Source organism: Methylocella tundrae, from assembly GCF_038024855.1.
In the GTDB taxonomy this organism is placed as follows: domain Bacteria; phylum Pseudomonadota; class Alphaproteobacteria; order Rhizobiales; family Beijerinckiaceae; genus Methylocapsa; species Methylocapsa tundrae.
In genome coordinates this window covers 3,209,765-3,227,550 of the sequence record NZ_CP139089.1, presented here as the reverse complement: position 1 = coordinate 3,227,550, position 17,786 = coordinate 3,209,765, and the positions used below count along the sequence as shown (strand labels likewise).

Below are 17,786 nucleotides of genomic sequence, written 5' to 3'. Positions count from 1 at the left end.
GCTTAAACTTGTGTTCGCGGCCCGAAAATTTCAAACCTTCACAGTTGAGCATGACCGATCCGGATTAAACCGATCATACTCGCGCTCCCTTCTGCCATGATCCCAAAAATCTGCAACTCTCGCAGGATCACGCCTCAGGCGAACAGGCGCTCGGCCTTGGTCAAGGCCTCGGCGAGCTTGTCGACCTCATCGAAGGTATTGTACAGCGCAAAAGACGCGCGGCACGTCGATGTGACCCCGAACCGGCTCAGCAGCGGCTGCGCGCAATGAGTTCCGGCGCGCACCGCGACTCCGGCGCGGTCAAGAATGGTCGCGACATCATGCGCATGGGCGTTCTTCATCTCGAAGGAGATGATCGCGCCCTTGCCTTTGGCGCGGCCGAAAATGCGCAGCGAATTCATTTGCGACAGGCGCTCATGCGCATATTCGCTCAGCGCCGTTTCATGCGCATGAATGCGATCGCGCCCGAGCCGCTGCATATAGTCGAGAGCGGCCCCAAGTCCCACCGCCTGGATGATCGGCGGCGTGCCGGCCTCGAAGCGATGCGGCGGATCATTATAGGTGACGAGATCGCGGGTGACTTCCTTGATCATCTCGCCGCCGCCGAGGAAGGGCGGCATTTGCTCCAGCCATTTCGCCTTGCCGTAGAGCGCGCCGATACCGGTCGGCCCATAGAGCTTATGCCCCGTCACGACATAAAAATCGGCGTCGAGATCGCGCACGTCGACGGAAAGATGCACCGCCGCCTGCGAACCGTCGACGAGAACCGGAATGCCCCGCTCATGCGCTATGCGGATGATCTCCTTGATCGGCGTCACCGTGCCGAGAACGTTCGACATATGCGTGATGGCCACGATCTTGGTCCTGGGGCTCAGGGCCGCCTCGAAACGCTCGAGCGAGAACTCGCCCTCATCGTCGACGTCGACCCATTTCAGCACGGCGCCCTTGCGCTCGCGCAAAAAATGCCAGGGCACGATATTGGCGTGATGCTCCATGATCGAGAGCACGATTTCATCGCCCGCGCCGATAAAGGCCTCGCCGAAGGAGGCGGCGACGAGATTGATCGCCTCGGTCGCGGATTTCGTGAAGACGATCTCGTTCACGCTCTCCGCATTGAGGAAAGATCTGACGCTTTCGCGCGCGGCCTCAAAAGCGTCCGTCGCGGCGTTGGCGAGAAAATGCAGCCCGCGATGAACATTGGCGTATTCATGATAGGTCGCATGCACCATCCGATCGACGACGGCCTTCGGCTTTTGCGCCGAGGCGCCATTGTCGAGATAGACGAGCGGCTTGCCGTAGATCTCCATCGACAGGATCGGGAAGTCTTCGCGCACTTTGGCGACGTCGTAAGGCGCCGGCGCGACGATATGCTTGTTCATGCCTTTTCCCCCCGCGCAGACAGCCAGCGCGCGATTTCGGCGCGGAATGGCGTGGCCAGCTCCTCGTCGTCGAACTCGTCGAGAAGGTCGGCGGCGAAAGCTTCGAGCAGCAGGGCCTCGGCCTCGGCGAAAGGCAGGCCCCGCGCCTGAAGGTAGAACAGCTGGTCGTCATTGAGGCCGCCGCAGGTCGCGCCATGGCCGCAGGCGACGTCGTCGGCGAAGATCTCAAGCTCCGGCTTGTTGTTCATCGCGACATTGTCCGACAGAAGCAGCGCCTTGCTCAGCATCCGGCCGTCGGTCTTTTGCGCGTCTTTCTCCACATTGATCTTGCCCTGGAAGACGCCGGTGGCTTCCTCGTCGAGAACATATTTGAAGGTCTGGCGGCCGGTGCAGCCCGGCGCCAGATGTTCGACCAGCAAAGTCGTGTCGGCGTGCTGGCGCCCGCGCAGCAGCGAGACGCCGCGCAGCGAGCCTTCCGCGCCCTCGCCCTCAAAGCGCGCGAAAATCTGGCGGCGGACGACGCCGGCGCCGGTGATCAGCGCGAAACTGTCGAATTTGGCGCGCGCGCCGATGCGGGCAATGAGGCTTTCGATGCGAAGGCTCGCGGGCGCCATGCCGGTCATCATCGCGGTATGCTGGAATTTGGCGTCATCGGCGACCGAGACGATGAGGCAGCCATTGGTCTGGCCCGTGCGCGCGCCCTCGCCAAGGCTTTCCTCGGCGATGCGGACGGACGCGCCGGCGCCGACGACCACCGCCGAGCGCGAATAGCGCGCGGAAGGCTCGCTCAAGGCCGTCGCATAGACGAGACGGATCGGGTCAGCGAGGGCGACGCCCGGCTCAACCTCAATGACGACGCCATCCTGCATCAGCGCCGCATTGAGCGAGACGATCGTGTCAGTCCCGCCGAAATCCTGCGACGCGATGAGAGCGATCATCTCGGGACGCCCCTCACTCAGCGCGGCGGCGAGCGAACGCACAAAGACGCCCGCCGGCAGCGGGTCGGAGAGTTCGGGAACGAATACGCCGTCAACGATGACGAGACGCTGCGCTGGCGCAGATTTCGACAATTCGTCGCGCAAGGCCGCGATCGCCGCCGCGCTCGGCGGAGCCGCGAGCGGCAAAGCGGCGCGCATCAGAGCGCGCAGATCGGTATAATGCCAGGCCTCGATGCGCCGATGCGGAAGGCCCGCCGTATAGAATGCGCTGAACGCCGCCTCGCGCAATTTCTTCACATCGGCGCCGCCCGGCAGCCTGGAGACGGCCGCGTCGAAGGTTTCGGCCAGAGCCGTTTCCGCGGGCGTGCGCGCGGCAGTGATTTGAGCGCTCATCGTTGCTTCCTCTCAGGCAGCCGCATCTTCGACGGAATAGTCGCGATAGCCGCTCTTTTCGAGTTCGACGGCGAGATCCGCGCCGCCCGTTTTCACGATTTTGCCCTTTGTCATGACATGCACGGTGTCGGGCACGATATAGTCGAGCAGGCGTTGATAATGGGTGATGATGAGGAAGCTGCGTTTTGGCGAGCGCAGCGCGTTGACGCCGCTCGCGACGATCCGCAGCGCGTCGATGTCGAGCCCCGAATCGGTCTCATCGAGAATAGCGAAGCTCGGCTCGAGCAGCGCCATCTGCAGAATGTCCATGCGCTTCTTCTCGCCGCCGGAAAATCCGACATTCAGCGCGCGCTTCAGCATCTCCTGCTTGATCTCGAGCTTGTCGGCGGCGCCTTTGACGCGCTTCATGAATTCCGGCGTCGTCAGCTCCGCCTCGCCGCGCTGCTTGCGTTGCGCGTTCAGGGCGGCCTTGAGGAATGTCATCGTCGCGACGCCCGGGATTTCGAGCGGATATTGGAAGGCGAGGAAAACGCCATGCGCCGCCCGCACGTCGGGCTCGAGGTCAAGGAGATTGACGCCGTTCAGGAGAACTTCGCCGGATTCGATCGTGTAATCCTTGCGGCCGGCGATGACATAGGAGAGCGTCGACTTGCCGGTGCCGTTCGGACCCATGATCGCGGCGACTTCGCCGTCCTGGACCGTCAGGTTGAGTTCGTCGAGAATGGTCCGTCCATCAATCGAAACAGTGAGATTCTTGACTTCGAGCATGATTTAAAATCCTTGCATTCATTTGGCTGACGCCAGGCGCGGCAAAGGCGCGCTCCCTGGCTGTTGCGGCGGCGCGGGCGGCCGCCGCCATTTGATGCTGAGCAGGTCCGCAGGGGCCGTCGAAGGCCGGACGTCAGCCCCGGCCTTTTTCGCTAACCGACGCTGCCCTCGAGCGAGATCGCGATCAGTTTTTGCGCCTCGACCGCGAACTCCATCGGAAGCTGCTGCAAGACGTCGCGCACGAAGCCGTTGACGATCAGCGCCGTCGCTTCCTCGGCCGAAAGACCGCGCTGCTGGCAATAGAACAGCTGATCGTCGGAAATCTTCGAGGTCGTCGCTTCATGTTCGAATTGCGTGCTCGTATTGCGCGATTCGATATAGGGCACCGTATGCGCGCCGCAGGAATTGCCGATCAGCAGCGAATCGCAATTCGTAAAGTTGCGCGCTCCCGTAGCCTTGCGATGCGAGGAGATCTGGCCGCGATAGGTGTTTTGCGACGCCCCCGCCGCGATGCCTTTCGAGATCACCCGGCTCGTCGTGTTCTTGCCGAGATGGATCATTTTGGTGCCGGAATCGACCTGCTGGCGTCCGTTCGAAATGGCGATCGAATAGAACTCGCCGCGCGATTCGTCGCCGCGCAGGATGCACGACGGATATTTCCAGGTGATCGCCGATCCGGTCTCGACCTGCGTCCAGGAAATCTTCGAGCGCGCGCCGCGGCAGTCGCCGCGCTTGGTGACGAAATTATAGATGCCGCCCTTGCCGTCCGCGTCGCCCGGATACCAGTTCTGCACGGTCGAATATTTGATCTCGGCGTCTTCATGCGTCACGAGTTCGACGACAGCGGCGTGAAGCTGATTTTCATCGCGCTTCGGCGCCGTGCAGCCCTCAAGGTAGGACACATAGGAGCCCTTGTCGGCGATGATCAGCGTGCGCTCGAACTGCCCGGTGTTTTGTTCATTGATGCGGAAATAGGTCGAGAGCTCCATCGGGCAGCGGACGCCCGGCGGGATATAGACGAAAGATCCGTCCGAGAAGACGGCGCTGTTCAGCGTCGCGTAATAATTGTCGGTGGTCGGCACGACCGAGCCGAGATATTTTTTCACGAGCTCGGGGTGGGAGTGAACCGCCTCGGAGATCGGGCAGAAGATCACGCCGGCTTTCGCCAGCTCTTCCTTGAAGGTGGTGACGACCGAGACCGAATCGAACACGGCGTCGACGGCGACGCGGCGCTCCGGGGCGACGCCCGCCAGAATTTCCTGCTCGCCGAGCGGAATGCCGAGTTTGGCGTAGACTTTCAGAAGTTCGGGATCGACCTCATCCAGCGATTTCGGTCCGGCCGCCGTCTTGGGCGCCGAATAATAATAGAGATCCTGATAGTCGATCTTGGGAAAGTCGACGCGCGCCCAATGCGGCTCGGGCATGGTCAGCCAGCGCCGGAAAGCCTCAAGCCGCCATTCCGTCAGCCATTCCGGTTCGTTCTTTTTCGCCGAGATGAATCTGACAATGTCCTCATTCAGACCTTTTGGGGCCTTTTCGGACTCAATGTCGGAAAAGAAACCGTACTTATATTCGCTGACGTCGACCGACTTGACCCGGTCGACGGTCTCCTGGACCGCTGCCATAACACTCTCCTCACCCTGCCGGTTTCAAGGACCGCCGGTTCAGACCTCAACCCTAGTCCGGGCTTCGTCCGCCGCCTCAGCGGCGTAACGTCACGCTGCCTGACCTGGCGCTCCCGGCAGTCTCGCCTTGAGAGAGCGAACCGCCTTTTCGAGCGCCTTGACGAACAATGCGCAATCGTCCTCAGACGAATCCCAGCCCAGACTGACCCGAATTGCTCCGTTCGCCAAGTTTGGCGCGACGCCCATCGCCGTCAAGACGTGGGAGCGCTTTACCTTTCCGGACGAACAGGCAGACCCGGACGAGACCGCGACGCCTTCGACATCAAGACACATGAGCAAAACCTGTGCCTCAATCCCGGGAACAGCAAAGCACGAGGTATTCGGCAACCGTTCCCGCGCCGCTCCGAAAAACGCCGCGTCGGGCGCGATGCGCGAGACTTCGGCCTCAAGACGGTCGCGCCAGGAGGCCAAAACTTCGCTCTGCCGCCGCAACCGCTCCGCCGAAATCCGCAAAGCCGCCGCCATCCCGGCGATCGCCGCGACATTCTCGGTGCCCGCGCGGAGCCCGCGCTCCTGACCGCCGCCGCGAATCATCGTGGCCCTTATATGGGAAGCCGGAGAGGCAAAACAAAGCGCGCCGACGCCCTGAGGGCCGCCAAATTTATGCGCCGAGAGAACGAGCGCGTCCGCGCCGAGCCGCGTCATGTCGCAATCGATCTTGCCGGCGGCCTGCACGGCGTCGCAGAGGACAAATCCGCCGGCGGCATGGACGAGCTCCGCCGCGGCCGCCACCGGCTGGATGACGCCCGTCTCATTATTGGCGGCCTGCAGCGCCAGCATGACGCGCTCCCCTTTGTGGCGCGCGAGCGCGGCGCCCAGCGCCTCAAGGTCGAGCGCGCCGTCGCCGGCCAGCGCAACGATCTCGGCGCGATCGGCCGGAAAGCGATGACCGTTTAGAACGGCAGAATGTTCCGCGGCGCCGATGAGCAGACGGTCGAACGGGCGAGGACCATCGGCTCCGTCGATCGAGGGCGTCAGCGCCAGATTGAGCGCTTCCGTGCCGCCCGACGTGAAAATGATCGCCTTCGCGGGCGCATTGACGAAAGCGCCAAGCTCAAGCCGGGCGTTCTCGATCGCGGCCCGGGCCGCGCGCCCTTCGGCGTGAACGGAAGAGGCGTTGCCAGGCCTCGCCAAGACCGCGCGCATAGCCTCAAGCGCCGCCGGATGCAAAGGCGTCGTGGCGTTATGGTCGAGATAGGCGCGCGGCGGCACGGCGGCATCATCCTGTTTAAAGAGACAAATTCTCGCTCATTCGCCTAAAGTGCTTGCAATCCTTTGGGGCGAACGTGCTAAAAAGGCGAGTATTCGCCTCGGGGGGCCAAATGAGCCTCATTTGGCGAGGTCGCCAAGAACCTGCTCGGGCGCTTTTCGGGATCCCGAAGGACCCTTCTCGGGCTCACATGAGACAAAGGAGCGTCTGGAGTTGATCTGCGGCGCTCTGGTTTTGACGACAAAAGGGCCCTCTCCATTTAGGGGTCGCGCGGGAGGCAAGTCAAGGATGAGCCGGGCGCCCATCGTCGCCCGCTTCGGCCAGACCCCGGAAGCGGGACGCCTGCGAGCTTGCTTGCGAACGAGGGCGTGTTTGCTTGCAGACAGCGAATGACGCGCCGAACACGGAAGGCGAGCGCCTCCGCGCCGCCGTTTTTTGAGAGAAATCATGGACGATAACGAAAAATAGGCGGCGTGGTGGAAACGATCATGCCGCAAGGTCCGGCGCGTTGATGGAGCGCCAAAGCGTGGCGGGGTTCTGGCGTAAAAACGCTCGCCGCGGAAAAATTCAAACCCTGATCATGGAGCAAAGATGCCCGAGGTAATGTTTAACGGTCCGGCCGGCCGCATCGAGGGTCGGTTTCACCCCTCGACCGTACGTGGCGCGCCGATCGCCATTATTTTGCATCCCCACCCGCAATTCGGCGGGACGATGAATAATCAGATCGTCTACAACCTCTATTATGCTTTCGCCGAGCGCGGCTTCGCGGTCCTGCGGTTCAATTTCCGCGGCGTCGGGCGCAGCCAGGGCGGCTTCGATCACGGCCAGGGGGAATTGTCGGACGCCGCCGCGGCGCTCGACTGGGCGCAGGCGATCAATCCGGAAGCCCGGGCCTGCTGGATCGCCGGCATCTCCTTCGGCTCCTGGATCGGCATGCAGCTTCTGATGCGCCGTCCGGAGATCGAAGGATTCATTTCGATCGCGCCGCCCGCCAACCGCTTCGATTTCTCCTTCCTCGCCCCCTGCCCCTCCTCGGGCCTCTTCGTGCATGGCGACCAGGACCGCGTGGCGCCTTTGAAGGAAGTCACCGGACTCATCGAGAAGCTGAAGACGCAAAAGGGCATATTGATCGAGCATGCCGTGATTCCCGGCGCCAATCATTTCTTCGAAAATTGCGTCGAGCCTCTGATCGAGGAAGTCGGCATCTATCTCGATCGCCGCCTCGGCAATCCGCCGCGCCTGCCGACGCCGACCCGCAGCGAGCCGGCGGAACGGCGCTAACGCATGATGCCGGAAAGTCGCAGGCTTTTCGGGCCGGCGGCATGCAGTAAAACAAAGGCTTAAAGAGCGGAATGCGATTGCGCCTGAACGCACCTGCTCTTTTTTGATCGAATGGAGTCATTCGATCGATCAGCAATCGCTCCAGATTCAAAAGCTTGAGCATATTCTTGTCGATCAGATCGAACCGATCTGACCGGAATATGCTCTAATCCGGCTCCATCGCCGGTGGACGCGGACAGCGGATTCCATTCATCAACTCGATATCGGGAACCGTCTTCCCGGCCTTTTTTGCCCGTAGGGCGTCGGCGCTCCGAAGGATGGCGCCGACAAAGCTGACGGCTTGCGGATCGACCACGAAAACGCCGTCTCTTTTTCTGACCGCATCGCTGGCGATGGCGAAAAGAGAGCCGTGAAAATCTCCATCCCGCCTGACGCTGTCGCCAGCGAGCAGTGAATAGATCGTCTGGGCAAGCCAGCATATAAATTCATTATCGGAGCGCCGCACGGGTTTGCCGGGGTGGGTGGCGTCGATCAACGCATGGGTGCCCTCGTGAATGATCTGCGCGCGACCGCTGGGCGTAGCGTAAAATCCGAGGTTTCGATTGCTGAACCTCAGCGTATCCGTCGTGTGATCATATTCGGCCGAGGCCGCTGGATCGACGACGCCGAATTTAATATCGACGCAGTATTGGGCGACAAGGTCAGCGAGGTAACCGTAATGATAACCCATGACCGAAATGCCCGCCGCCTGAAATGCGATCGCGCCACAGGCTTTCGAATTCAGGGCGCTCAGGACTTTGAGGCGGAGCTTGAATTCATCGGACATCTCAAATCTCCTTGACTCAGCCAGCTCGACCCGGTCGCTTTTCGCAGGTGGATCGACAGCGATCATCCGATTGAACAATGATGATGTCGGTGCGCGCTCACACGATGTTATGGTCTCTTGCGGGCGTGGCCGGCGCTGAAGCGTGTTTGCAGTTTATGTTGGCGGGACGCCAATCCGGGAGGCGATGATGACAATGGTTCGGACGATCGGCCTGATGAGCGGAACCTCCATGGATGGGGTCGACGTCGCCTTGATCGAAACCGATGGAGAAGCCGAGATTTCGTTCCGCGGCTCGGGGTTTCTGCCCTATCAGGACGAGGATCGCGCGCTGCTGCGGGCGGCCATCGCCGACGCCGCGCCGCTGCATGACCGCCGCGCGCGTCCGGGCGCTCTGGCCAGCGCGGAAGCCATGGTGACGCAGCGCCATTGCGAGGCGGTGCGGCGCTTTCTTGACGCGCAGGGCGTTGACGGCAAGACAATCGACGTCATCGGCTTTCACGGGCAGACCGTGCTCCACCGGCCAGAGAAGCGGCTGACCGTCCAGATTGGCGACGGCGCGGCGCTGGCGCGAAGCCTTGGGCATGACGTGGTCTATGATTTTCGCGCGGCGGATGTGTTGCGCGGCGGCCAGGGCGCGCCGCTTGTGCCGGTGTTTCACAGCGCGCTCGTCAGGGCGACGGGCTTTGCCGAGCCTGTCGCGGTGATCAACATCGGCGGCGTCGCCAATGTGACCTTTATCGAGAGGGAGCGGGAGCCGATCGCTTGCGACGCCGGCCCCGGCAACGCCCTTATCGACGACCTGATGCTGCTCCGCAAAGGCGTTGCTATCGACCGCGACGGCGCCACCGCCGCGCGGGGCAGGGCCGATGAGAAAATTCTCAAGGATCTGCTGGCGCATCCCTTCTTTGCGCTGGCCCCGCCAAAGTCGCTCGATCGCAATGCGTTTTCGGCGGCCGCCGTCGCCTCGCTCGCCACCGAGGACGCGGCGAGAACGCTGACGGCGTTCTCCGCGGCGGCGATCGCCCGCGCCCTCGATCTCATGCCCCAGCGCCCGGCCATCGCTGTGATCTGTGGCGGCGGCGCGCGCAATCCGACGCTCATGGCGGAGCTTTCCGCTCGCCTGCCGTGCCGCGTCGCCGACGCCGACGCTTTCGGCTGGTCGATCGACGCCATGGAGGCGCAAGCCTTTGCCTATATGGCGGTGCGGCGGCAGAAAAATTTGCCCATTACCTTCCCGCAGACCACCGGAATCGACGCGCCGCTGGCGGGCGGCCTCATCGCGCGTCCCGTGCGGTGAGGCGCCATCGAAATGATGTGATCGCGGCTTAGGCTGGTGCGTCCCCCCGGTCCGGGGACGCGATCATTTAACGGAGCCCTCATGCGCCTTCCGCTCATTCCTCCTTCCGAACTCACCCCAGAGCAGCGCGCCCTTTACAATGATATGAGCGAGGGCATCGCCAAGAATTTCAAAGGCTTCGTCGCAGTTCGCGAAGATGGCGCGCTGGCCGGGCCGTGGAATCCCTGGCTGCATGAGCCGGTTTTCGGCAAGCCGAGCTGGGAGCTTGTCAAGGCGCTGGCTGATAATCCCTCGCTGCCGAGGGCGGCGCGCGAGGTCGCCATTCTGGTGACAGGCGCGCATTTCAACTCGGCCTATGAGATTTACGCCCACGTTCTCGTCGGCGAATTGCGTGGATTATCGGATGAAAAGCTCGCCACCATCGTCGCGGGGCAGCGCCCCAACGATCTGACGCGGCACGAGGCGATCGCCTATGATTTCGCGAGCGCGCTGGTCAGGGGCGGCACGCTGCCGGAGCTGACCTATAACACCGCGGTCGAGGCTTTCGGCCAGCATGGCGCGGCGGAATTGTCCTATCTCGTCGGGCTCTATTGTCTGGTTTCAGTCACGCTGAACACGTTTGACGTGCCAGTTCCCGAGCCCAAAGCGTAGAGGCGCCGGTCGTTGGGAACGCATCTCGGCATCCCCGGAGCCGCTCAGGCGGCGGCTCCTTGAGGCTCCCGTAGGCTGGAGCGCTTTCCGTGGCGAACCTCAGCCGACGAAGGCCGAGACGTCGAGACTGTAGAGTCCTCTTTGCGGCGCCGGCGGCGCCTGAAGCAGCGTTGCGACGAGCCCGGTTCCATTCGCAAACCATTTTGGATGATTGCCGTTATATTTATAGTCCGTGACCTGCATGGCTGAATTCACGCCGCCAGAGTCCTGAACATAAATGGCGTAATGGCCGGAATTTGCCGGGGCGTCGCGGTTTGATTCAAAAGCGATCCAGTTTCCGTCCGGCGACCACCATGGCGCGCGCCCCTGATAGGCCGCTTCAAACGGCCCTGTGACGTTTGCGTTCTTGTCGAGCGGCCGGATGACGACGGGATCCTGCCCTCTGTCGACGAACCAGATATAGTTCGTATCTTGATTATACTTTATCTGGCTGCCGATATATTGGCCGGCGAAGGCGAATTGTTGCGGGTTTTGCGGATTGACCGAGGGCATGCCCGCCCAGACCGTCGTACCGGCGACGACGGGAATATCAAGCTCGCCAGAACCGCTGATGACCGACGTATGCGGATTGGGGGCCGGGTTGTTGTTCATCACCGCGAGGGCGGGGACGTTCGGATACCAGGCCGGATAGATCATTCCTTTCGTGGACGAAAGAAACGAGACATTTGAGCCGTCCGCGTCGGTTATGACGATGCCGCCGTCGATGCAAAACGCGATTTGGCCATTAGACCAGGACCAGTCCGGACGAGTGGCGGAGTTGTAATGCGAGTTCGGTGGAAACAGCGAAGGCTGAATGGGGCTGTTCAAAGCCGCGTAGAACAGAACAGCCGGGCTCTTGTTCACTGAGCGCTCGAAAATGATCTGATCGCCCTCAGAGTTGAGCGCGAAACGATAGTCGCTGACCGAAGCGTCAGGGTAATTTAGCAACGGGACTGGTGTGACGGGAGGCGGGGCCATTGGCTAAGCTCCAATAAATCCATGATCGACGAATTGAAATCTTGGCAGGCATAAGCATGGGCGTCCGGCGCGGAGTCGAGATCATCCGGCTGCGCGACTGGGGGCTCAGGCGCAGCTTTGCATTCTGGCTTCCAAACCGGGGGCGGATCAAGTTTCTATTGCAAGGCGGAGGTTTGCCGATCGAAGAGCACGCGCGACATTGCCTTCATCTCTCACTGCCCTTAAACCTCGCCCTCGCCGACGGCCCGCCCGCGCCCGACATTGGGCGCTTTGCGCCAGCAGGATAAACATGTCCGACGATTTCTCGCCCGCCTCCGATTTTCTGCGCGCCCTAATCGAGCGCGGCTATCTGCATCAATGCTCAGACCTTGCCGGGCTTGACGCCAAGGCGAAGTCCGGCGAACTCGTCGCCTATATCGGGTTTGACTGCACCGCGCCCTCGCTCCATGTCGGCTCGCTGGTGCAGATCATGATGCTGCGCTGGCTGCAAAAGACCGGCGGCAAGCCGATCGCGCTGATGGGCGGCGGCACGACGCGGGTCGGCGATCCGTCCGGCAAGGACGAAAGCCGGAAAATCCTGACGCTCGAGGCGATCGAGGACAATAAGAACGGCATCAAGCGCGTCTTCTCGAAGTTTCTGACTTTTGGCGAGGGGCCAAAAGACGCGATCATGCCAGACAACGCCGAATGGCTATCGAGCCTCAACTACATCGATTTTTTGCGCGACATCGGCCGGCATTTCTCCGTCAATCGCATGCTGGCCATGGATTCGGTCAAGACGCGCCTCGAACGCGAGCATGAGCTGTCCTTCCTCGAATTCAACTACATGTGCCTTCAGGCCTATGATTTCGTCGAACTTTTTCGCCGTTCCGGCGCGATCTTGCAGATGGGCGGCTCGGACCAGTGGGGCAATATCATCACCGGGCTCGACCTCGGCCGCCGGCTCGGCACGGCGCAGCTCTACGCCTTGACCTCGCCGCTCTTGACCACCGCCTCCGGCGCCAAAATGGGCAAGACGGCGCAAGGCGCGGTTTGGCTCGACGAAAGCCTTTTGCCTGTGTTCGACTATTGGCAGTTCTGGCGCAATTGCGAGGATCGCGACGTCGGGCGGTTCTTGAAACTGTTCACCGAGTTGCCCCTGGACGAGATCGCAAAGCTTGAAGCCCTTGGCGGGGCCGAGATTAATGAGGCCAAGAAAGTGCTGGCGACCGAGGCGACCGCCATGGTGCATGGGCGGGAGGCCGCTCTTTCTGCGTCAGAGGCCGCGCGCAAAACTTTCGAAGAAGGGGCGCTGGCGGAAAGCCTTCCCTCGGTCGAGATCGCAGCCAGCGAGATCGAGGCCGGGCTCGGCGTTCTCGCCGCCTTCGTCAAGGCGGGGCTCGTCGCGTCGACGAGCGAAGCGCGCCGCCAGATCAAGGGCGGCGGCCTCAGGGTCAATGATGAAGTAATCTCCGACGAGCGCGCCGTGATCGCGCCCGCCGCCGCCGTAAAGGGCGTCGTCAAACTCTCGCTCGGCCGCAAGCGGCATATTTTGCTAAAGCTGGTCTGAACGAAACGAGAGGGGATCGCGCATCGATTTCCTTTTGACGTCGACTGGATGAGACAAAACGTCAGCCAGCAGCACGGTAAGCCCATGGTCGGCAAAAACTGGGACGCCCCGGATTGACCGATGCTTTGAGCGCGCGGGACCACCCCGGTCTCGCTGCGATTGGCGCGGCGCGCAACGCCCCTCCCCCTTGAAAAAGGGGGAGGACCATCAAGGCATCCCGTCTTAAAAATTACTGCCCCGCGGCGCCTGTTGAAGGGATGTGGGCGCCGACGCCAAAAATCTGGCGGAAAATGCCGGGCGCGATCGCCGAGAGCGGATTGATGCTGAGCGTCGGCGCGCTGATCTTGCCCTCGACGCGGTAATTCACCCCGATCAACCCCTCATTCGATCCGCCGCCGAGAATCAGGCCGACGACGGGAATTTTCGAGAACAGATTATTGACCGCATAGGCGGGCACGAAGGTGCCCTTCATATCGACGCCGTCATGGGCGAAATCGAGCCAGCCGTCCACCGTCAGGCCGATGGCGTCGCCGTTCATTACGCCATCACGCAGCAGAAGCCGCGTTCCGGCGCGGTCATAGCGCACCTGGAGCCGGTTGAAGGCCATCGCCCCGGCGTCGATTTTCGGCATCCTGCCTGTGGCGTCGGGCGGGGGAACGCCTTCGGCGACAAGCCTTCGCAGCGCAGGTTCGTCGCGCAGGACAAAAGTGTCGATGGTAAGAACGCCGGACAACCCGCCGCCGATCTGCATGGTCGCTGAAAGCCGCCCGCGCTCCATGTGCTTATAAAGATCGGTGAACAGCAAAAGCGATCCGGCGTCATCGGAAAGGATCGTCAATTGCGACGCCGCCGGCGGCCCGGTGAGATTGCCGGACACCGTCTGGCGGCCGAAGCGCCCGGCGAAGGAGAGCTGCTTATAGAGCTCGTCACGCTTCAGCATGCGCAGTTCGAGGCCGGTCAGCACCTGTTTGTTGTAGCCGCTGAGCAGAGCCGATTTGACGTCGAGGTCGATCTCCTTGATCGGCGAAGGCGAAACGCCCGGCGGAAGAGAGGCCGCGGCGGACGGCGCCGGCGTATCGGAGGAGGACGCGAACAGGGTTTTCAGGAACGGACGCGCGTCGATGGTTCCCGCCCGCACCATGACCTTCAAGGTTTCGCCAACCCGCAGCGCGTCGACCTTCATATCGTCGCCAGGCGAAAATTTGACCTGGCCGAATTTCGCGCTTTGCAGCGACTGGTCGGGACCAAGTTCGATCTGGCCATGCGCCTGCACGGCGCCGGCGTCGAAGACGATCTGATCGAGCGACGTCAGACCATTGTTGACGGCGAGCAAGAACTTTGCCTTGCCGGGACGCCCCGGCGGCTTCGAGGCGCCAGGCCATTCGATGCCGGCGTGAGTGAGATCGAGCTCGACATCCGCCCTGATATTTTCTCCGGTCCCGAGCGGAGCGGTTATGGTCGCCGCGATCGGACCGGTGACGCCCGGCACGCCGCCGAGGCCCTGTTTGGCGCGCGCGGCGTCGTCCATGATGATATGGACCATCGCCGAGGCCGCTTTGCCGGAAGGCTGATTCATCTCGACCGTCGCAGGCGCGCCGAACATGCGTCCTTGCCCGCTCGCCTTGAGACCGCTCGCATCGACATTGATGGCGAGAGTCGCGGCCTCGAGCGCCTCCTTGCCGAGCAGATTGTCCGCCGTAAAATTGGTGACGACCGAATTGATCTTGAGGCTCGTATCGGCGGGGCTCATGTTTGGCCCGAGGTTAAGGTCGATTTCCAGCCGTCCGTCCACCTGCCCGCGCAAGGTCGAGGCGGCAAGAGGCAGATTGGCGTAAGGCTTCAGCGCGTCGCGCGCCAATAGATCGCCGATCGTGTCGACGGTGCTCGAAACCTTGGCGACGATGACGGCGGGCGTCGGCTTTTGATTCGCATCGGCGATGTGGAACGTGCCGCCCGGGGCTGTTGTCAATGTCCGGCCTTCGCCGGCGTCGAGCATGCCGACGCTCGTCGTCGTGAAAGTCGAGGTTCGGCCGGTGATGCGGCCAACCCCGTCTACGCCGGTCAGAGGCGGCACGCCCGACAGAAATTCGACGCTGCCATTGGCGACGGTGAAATCCAGCAGCAGGCTTTCATCCGGCGGCGGGTGCTCATCGCGCATGGCGTCGAGATCGGCGGCGTTGAAATCGATTTGCAGCGTCGCCTTCTCTACAGCCCCCGCCTTGACGTGATCCAGCAGATAGTTCCTCACCGGCGCGCAGATGAACGAGGGCCAAAGACGCGTCACGACGGAAATCGGCGTCGGATCGAGCGCGGCGCCGAAACGAAGCCGTGGACCATTCGTCCAATCAACGTCGCCCGCCATCGAAAAGCCGGCCTGCGGCCCGCCAAGCAGGATCCGATCGAACACAAGCCTTTTCTCGCCGAGCAACAGCCGGGCGGTCATTGCAACGTAATCGACGATGACGGTTTTCTGGCCCGGACGCTCGGGAGCGGCAATGATCGGCTCGGCCTGGACAATGTTGATCAGCCACGGATCGCCCTCCTGCACGGGCAAGGCGACCGAACCAGAAACCGCGCCATGCGTTTCTCCCGCCGTCAGCTTTACCGGATCGATGATGATGCGCCGCGTCGCGCCGTCCCAATGCGCGCCGCCCTGGATCGAGTCGACCATCATCGGCTCGTCATTTGGATCGTCGAAGCGCAGATAGCCGGCTCCCATGCCAAAAGAGGCGACGGCTTCAGACAGCACCCCGTCAGGGCGGAGGCCGATGGAGAATCTGGCGGATAGCGGCATGTCGAAATCGGCGCCGATCGAACGCGCGCCCGTCGCCAGCAGGATCTCGTCGATCGACAGATTTTGCAACTGCAGCATCAGGCTGCGCTGGGCGCCCGGCGCGCCGCTGGCAAGGCCCGTCGCCGACCAGCGCCCGTTGGGCCCATCGACGGCAAGGTTGAATGTCGTCGAGCCGGAGTTCCTCTGAAAGCCGAGGTTGACGCCATCGAACGTCACTTTCTGATGCGTCGTGCGGTCGTCGATGATGACGCGTCCGCGCGAGATGGCGATGCGATCGACCGCGGCGATCTGGCTGTCTGGACTGGTCAACGCATCCATCAACAGGCGCAGCGCCGACGACATCTGCCTGACAAGCAAAGCGCGCGGCTTCGGTTGCGTCCCCGCGGCGGCGGGCGGCGATCCGTTCTGATCGGCGGCCGGCGAAGAGGCGGCCACGCCAACCTCGGCCGGAGAGGCGCCCGCCTTCACAAGCGATTCCGCAAGGGGCGGCGTGATGGCGACGGTTTCGTCTGAACCCGGCGCGATCGGCTGCGCGATCGACCCGTCCGGCAGCAGCGCGAGGCGCACTTCGACGTCAAAAACCTCAAGCCGCTTCGGCACGACGCGTCCAGCGATCAGCGACAAGAGATCGATGGACACTTCCGCGCGGGGCGCCTTGAAGATCGTGCGCCCGGATCCGTCCTTCAGCGACAGTCCGTCTATGCTCAGCGTCGGCGAAACGCCATGCTTGACCATGGAAGTCTGGCCCAGAGTGAAATCATAGCCCCGGCCAAAACGCTGATCGAGCGCATCGGCGATGAGCGGACCGAGCCCGTCGATCGACATGGGTCCGCGCGTCAGGCGCGCAACCAGAAGGCCGCCGCTCAGCAGCGCAAGCACGAGTATGCCGACAACGGCATAACCGCAGGATTTCGCGACGAAGGCGCCCCGGCGAGGCTTTTTGAGGCGCGGCGCGTCACTCCCCGCGGGCGATCCCGCGCCGCAGGCCAGCGTCGCCCCATGCGCGGCGGCCGATTCCTTTTGCTGTTTCACCAACCGCTCGCGGCCCTTCCAATGCAAGCTGAAGCTGGAAACCTCGATGTTACGCCGAAACACCGGCCTCGTCGAAAGGCTGATTCCAGCGTTTTTCTTCAATCATCCCGTGCACGCCGCGCCCCTCAGGGCAACAGGAATTTACGAGCTGCGGGCCGCAACGCGGCGTGGCGATTTGGGACAGATTCTGATTTAAACTTAAGCGGATCAACGATCGCCAATCCGAACGTTTATCCCCAATATCGTGACTAGGATCGATGGCTTTTCAATGCGACGAAAGGAAGGCGACATGAGCAAGGACGCGACCATGAAACTCGGGGCGGGCGTCGCGGCGCCAAGTTTTGCTCTGCCGGGCGACGCCGGGGCCAAGATCACGCTCAAGAACTTCAAAGACCGCAAGCTTGTCCTCTACTTCTATCCGAAGGACGACACCTCAGGCTGCACCAAGGAAGCCATCGACTTCAATCGTCTCAAGGGCGAATTCGAGAAGGCGGGCGCTGCGATTGTCGGCGTATCTCCTGATTCGCCGGCGAGCCACGCGAAGTTCAAGGCCAAGCACGGATTGGAGCTCGAGCTCGCCTCCGACGAGACCAAGGCGATGCTGGAGGCCTACGGCGTCTGGGCTGAAAAAAGCATGTACGGACGCAAATATATGGGCGTCGAGCGCACGACGTTTCTCATAGAGCGCGACGGAACCATCGCGCAGGTCTGGAACAAGGTGAAAGTGCCGGGCCACGCAGAGGCCGTACTCGCCGCGGCGCAAGCGCTGAAGTGAGGCTGGCGTGAAGCATGTGGCGCTGCCGCCCGCCACACGCAAACTGACGAATATCACTTGATCGCAATTCCTACGTGCATACAATCGTGGCCAAGCCTCATTTCACAAAAGCAAAGCCTCCTTTCACAAAAGGATGAAATGAAGCGAAACGGAACAATCCAAAAAGGGGCGCCTTGGCGCGCCAACGCAAC

The 17,786-nt window shown here is 62.2% G+C and carries 13 protein-coding genes; 5 read left to right on the top strand and 8 right to left on the bottom strand.

What is annotated here, in order from left to right:
• Window positions 1-134 precede the first annotated feature (134 nt).
• The 5 genes from SIN04_RS17120 to SIN04_RS17100 all read right to left on the bottom strand — a co-directional run bounded on the left by SIN04_RS17120 (window position 135) and on the right by SIN04_RS17100 (window position 6,375).
• A complete protein-coding gene (locus SIN04_RS17120) occupies window positions 135-1,379 on the bottom strand; it encodes a cysteine desulfurase (RefSeq protein ID WP_134491149.1) in 1,245 nt (414 codons plus the stop codon).
• Window positions 1,376-2,710: a Fe-S cluster assembly protein SufD gene (gene sufD / locus SIN04_RS17115; protein ID WP_341264095.1), complete on the bottom strand. Its 1,335-nt coding sequence runs from the start codon at window positions 2,708-2,710 to the stop codon at window positions 1,376-1,378. Before sufD ends, SIN04_RS17120 begins: the two co-directional genes overlap by 4 nt.
• 12 nt (window positions 2,711-2,722) lie before the next feature.
• The gene (gene sufC, locus SIN04_RS17110) at window positions 2,723-3,478 is read right to left on the bottom strand and encodes a Fe-S cluster assembly ATPase SufC (protein ID WP_341264094.1); all 756 of its coding nucleotides are present in this window, start codon (window positions 3,476-3,478) and stop codon (window positions 2,723-2,725) included.
• A 152-nt stretch (window positions 3,479-3,630) separates the two neighbouring features.
• Window positions 3,631-5,103, bottom strand: a complete 1,473-nt coding sequence (gene sufB, locus SIN04_RS17105) for a Fe-S cluster assembly protein SufB (protein WP_134491147.1) — start codon at window positions 5,101-5,103, stop codon at window positions 3,631-3,633.
• A 90-nt stretch (window positions 5,104-5,193) separates the two neighbouring features.
• Window positions 5,194-6,375: a cysteine desulfurase family protein gene (locus tag SIN04_RS17100; RefSeq protein ID WP_341264093.1), complete on the bottom strand. Its 1,182-nt coding sequence runs from the start codon at window positions 6,373-6,375 to the stop codon at window positions 5,194-5,196.
• Window positions 6,376-6,964: 589 nt separating this feature from the next.
• Here SIN04_RS17100 and SIN04_RS17095 point away from each other — a divergent pair.
• Entirely contained in the window at window positions 6,965-7,654 is a 690-nt protein-coding gene (locus SIN04_RS17095; RefSeq protein WP_174513778.1) for an alpha/beta hydrolase, read from the top strand.
• A 205-nt stretch (window positions 7,655-7,859) separates the two neighbouring features.
• Here the strand turns inward: SIN04_RS17095 and SIN04_RS17090 are convergent, their stop codons facing one another.
• Window positions 7,860-8,480 (bottom strand): hypothetical protein, encoded by a 621-nt coding sequence (locus SIN04_RS17090; RefSeq protein ID WP_134491143.1) that lies wholly within the window; start codon window positions 8,478-8,480, stop codon window positions 7,860-7,862.
• A 193-nt stretch (window positions 8,481-8,673) separates the two neighbouring features.
• Between SIN04_RS17090 and SIN04_RS17085 the strand changes: the two genes are divergently transcribed.
• Window positions 8,674-9,777 (top strand): anhydro-N-acetylmuramic acid kinase, encoded by a 1,104-nt coding sequence (locus tag SIN04_RS17085; RefSeq protein WP_423135983.1) that lies wholly within the window; start codon window positions 8,674-8,676, stop codon window positions 9,775-9,777.
• Between the two features lie 81 nt (window positions 9,778-9,858).
• Window positions 9,859-10,428, top strand: a complete 570-nt coding sequence (locus tag SIN04_RS17080) for a carboxymuconolactone decarboxylase family protein (protein ID WP_134491139.1) — start codon at window positions 9,859-9,861, stop codon at window positions 10,426-10,428.
• A 99-nt stretch (window positions 10,429-10,527) separates the two neighbouring features.
• Here the strand turns inward: SIN04_RS17080 and SIN04_RS17075 are convergent, their stop codons facing one another.
• Window positions 10,528-11,445: a hypothetical protein gene (locus SIN04_RS17075; RefSeq protein WP_341264092.1), complete on the bottom strand. Its 918-nt coding sequence runs from the start codon at window positions 11,443-11,445 to the stop codon at window positions 10,528-10,530.
• A 289-nt stretch (window positions 11,446-11,734) separates the two neighbouring features.
• Between SIN04_RS17075 and tyrS the strand changes: the two genes are divergently transcribed.
• On the top strand, window positions 11,735-12,994 hold the full coding sequence (tyrS, locus tag SIN04_RS17070; RefSeq protein ID WP_134491137.1) for a tyrosine--tRNA ligase: 1,260 nt from the start codon (window positions 11,735-11,737) through the stop codon (window positions 12,992-12,994).
• 229 nt (window positions 12,995-13,223) lie between these two features.
• Here the strand turns inward: tyrS and SIN04_RS17065 are convergent, their stop codons facing one another.
• Window positions 13,224-16,820 (bottom strand): DUF3971 domain-containing protein, encoded by a 3,597-nt coding sequence (locus SIN04_RS17065; RefSeq protein ID WP_341264091.1) that lies wholly within the window; start codon window positions 16,818-16,820, stop codon window positions 13,224-13,226.
• A gap of 307 nt (window positions 16,821-17,127) precedes the next feature.
• On the opposite strand from SIN04_RS17065, the gene SIN04_RS17060 reads away from it, so the two are divergent.
• Window positions 17,128-17,595: a peroxiredoxin family protein gene (locus SIN04_RS17060; protein WP_134492619.1), complete on the top strand. Its 468-nt coding sequence runs from the start codon at window positions 17,128-17,130 to the stop codon at window positions 17,593-17,595.
• Window positions 17,596-17,786: the final 191 nt, after the last annotated feature.

Bases quoted from the DNA above. Each gene is read 5' to 3' on its own strand.
- SIN04_RS17080 (WP_134491139.1), top strand. From the start codon at position 9,859: ATGCGCCTTCCGCTCATTCCTCCTTCCGAACTCACCCCAGAGCAGCGC.
- SIN04_RS17095 (WP_174513778.1), top strand. From the start codon at position 6,965: ATGCCCGAGGTAATGTTTAACGGTCCGGCCGGCCGCATCGAGGGTCGG.
- sufB (WP_134491147.1), bottom strand. From the start codon at position 5,103: ATGGCAGCGGTCCAGGAGACCGTCGACCGGGTCAAGTCGGTCGACGTC.
- SIN04_RS17075 (WP_341264092.1), bottom strand. From the start codon at position 11,445: ATGGCCCCGCCTCCCGTCACACCAGTCCCGTTGCTAAATTACCCTGAC.
- SIN04_RS17120 (WP_134491149.1), bottom strand. From the start codon at position 1,379: ATGAACAAGCATATCGTCGCGCCGGCGCCTTACGACGTCGCCAAAGTG.
- SIN04_RS17060 (WP_134492619.1), top strand. From the start codon at position 17,128: ATGAAACTCGGGGCGGGCGTCGCGGCGCCAAGTTTTGCTCTGCCGGGC.
- tyrS (WP_134491137.1), top strand. From the start codon at position 11,735: ATGTCCGACGATTTCTCGCCCGCCTCCGATTTTCTGCGCGCCCTAATC.
- sufC (WP_341264094.1), bottom strand. From the start codon at position 3,478: ATGCTCGAAGTCAAGAATCTCACTGTTTCGATTGATGGACGGACCATT.
- SIN04_RS17085 (WP_423135983.1), top strand. From the start codon at position 8,674: ATGGTTCGGACGATCGGCCTGATGAGCGGAACCTCCATGGATGGGGTC.
- SIN04_RS17090 (WP_134491143.1), bottom strand. From the start codon at position 8,480: ATGTCCGATGAATTCAAGCTCCGCCTCAAAGTCCTGAGCGCCCTGAAT.
- sufD (WP_341264095.1), bottom strand. From the start codon at position 2,710: ATGAGCGCTCAAATCACTGCCGCGCGCACGCCCGCGGAAACGGCTCTG.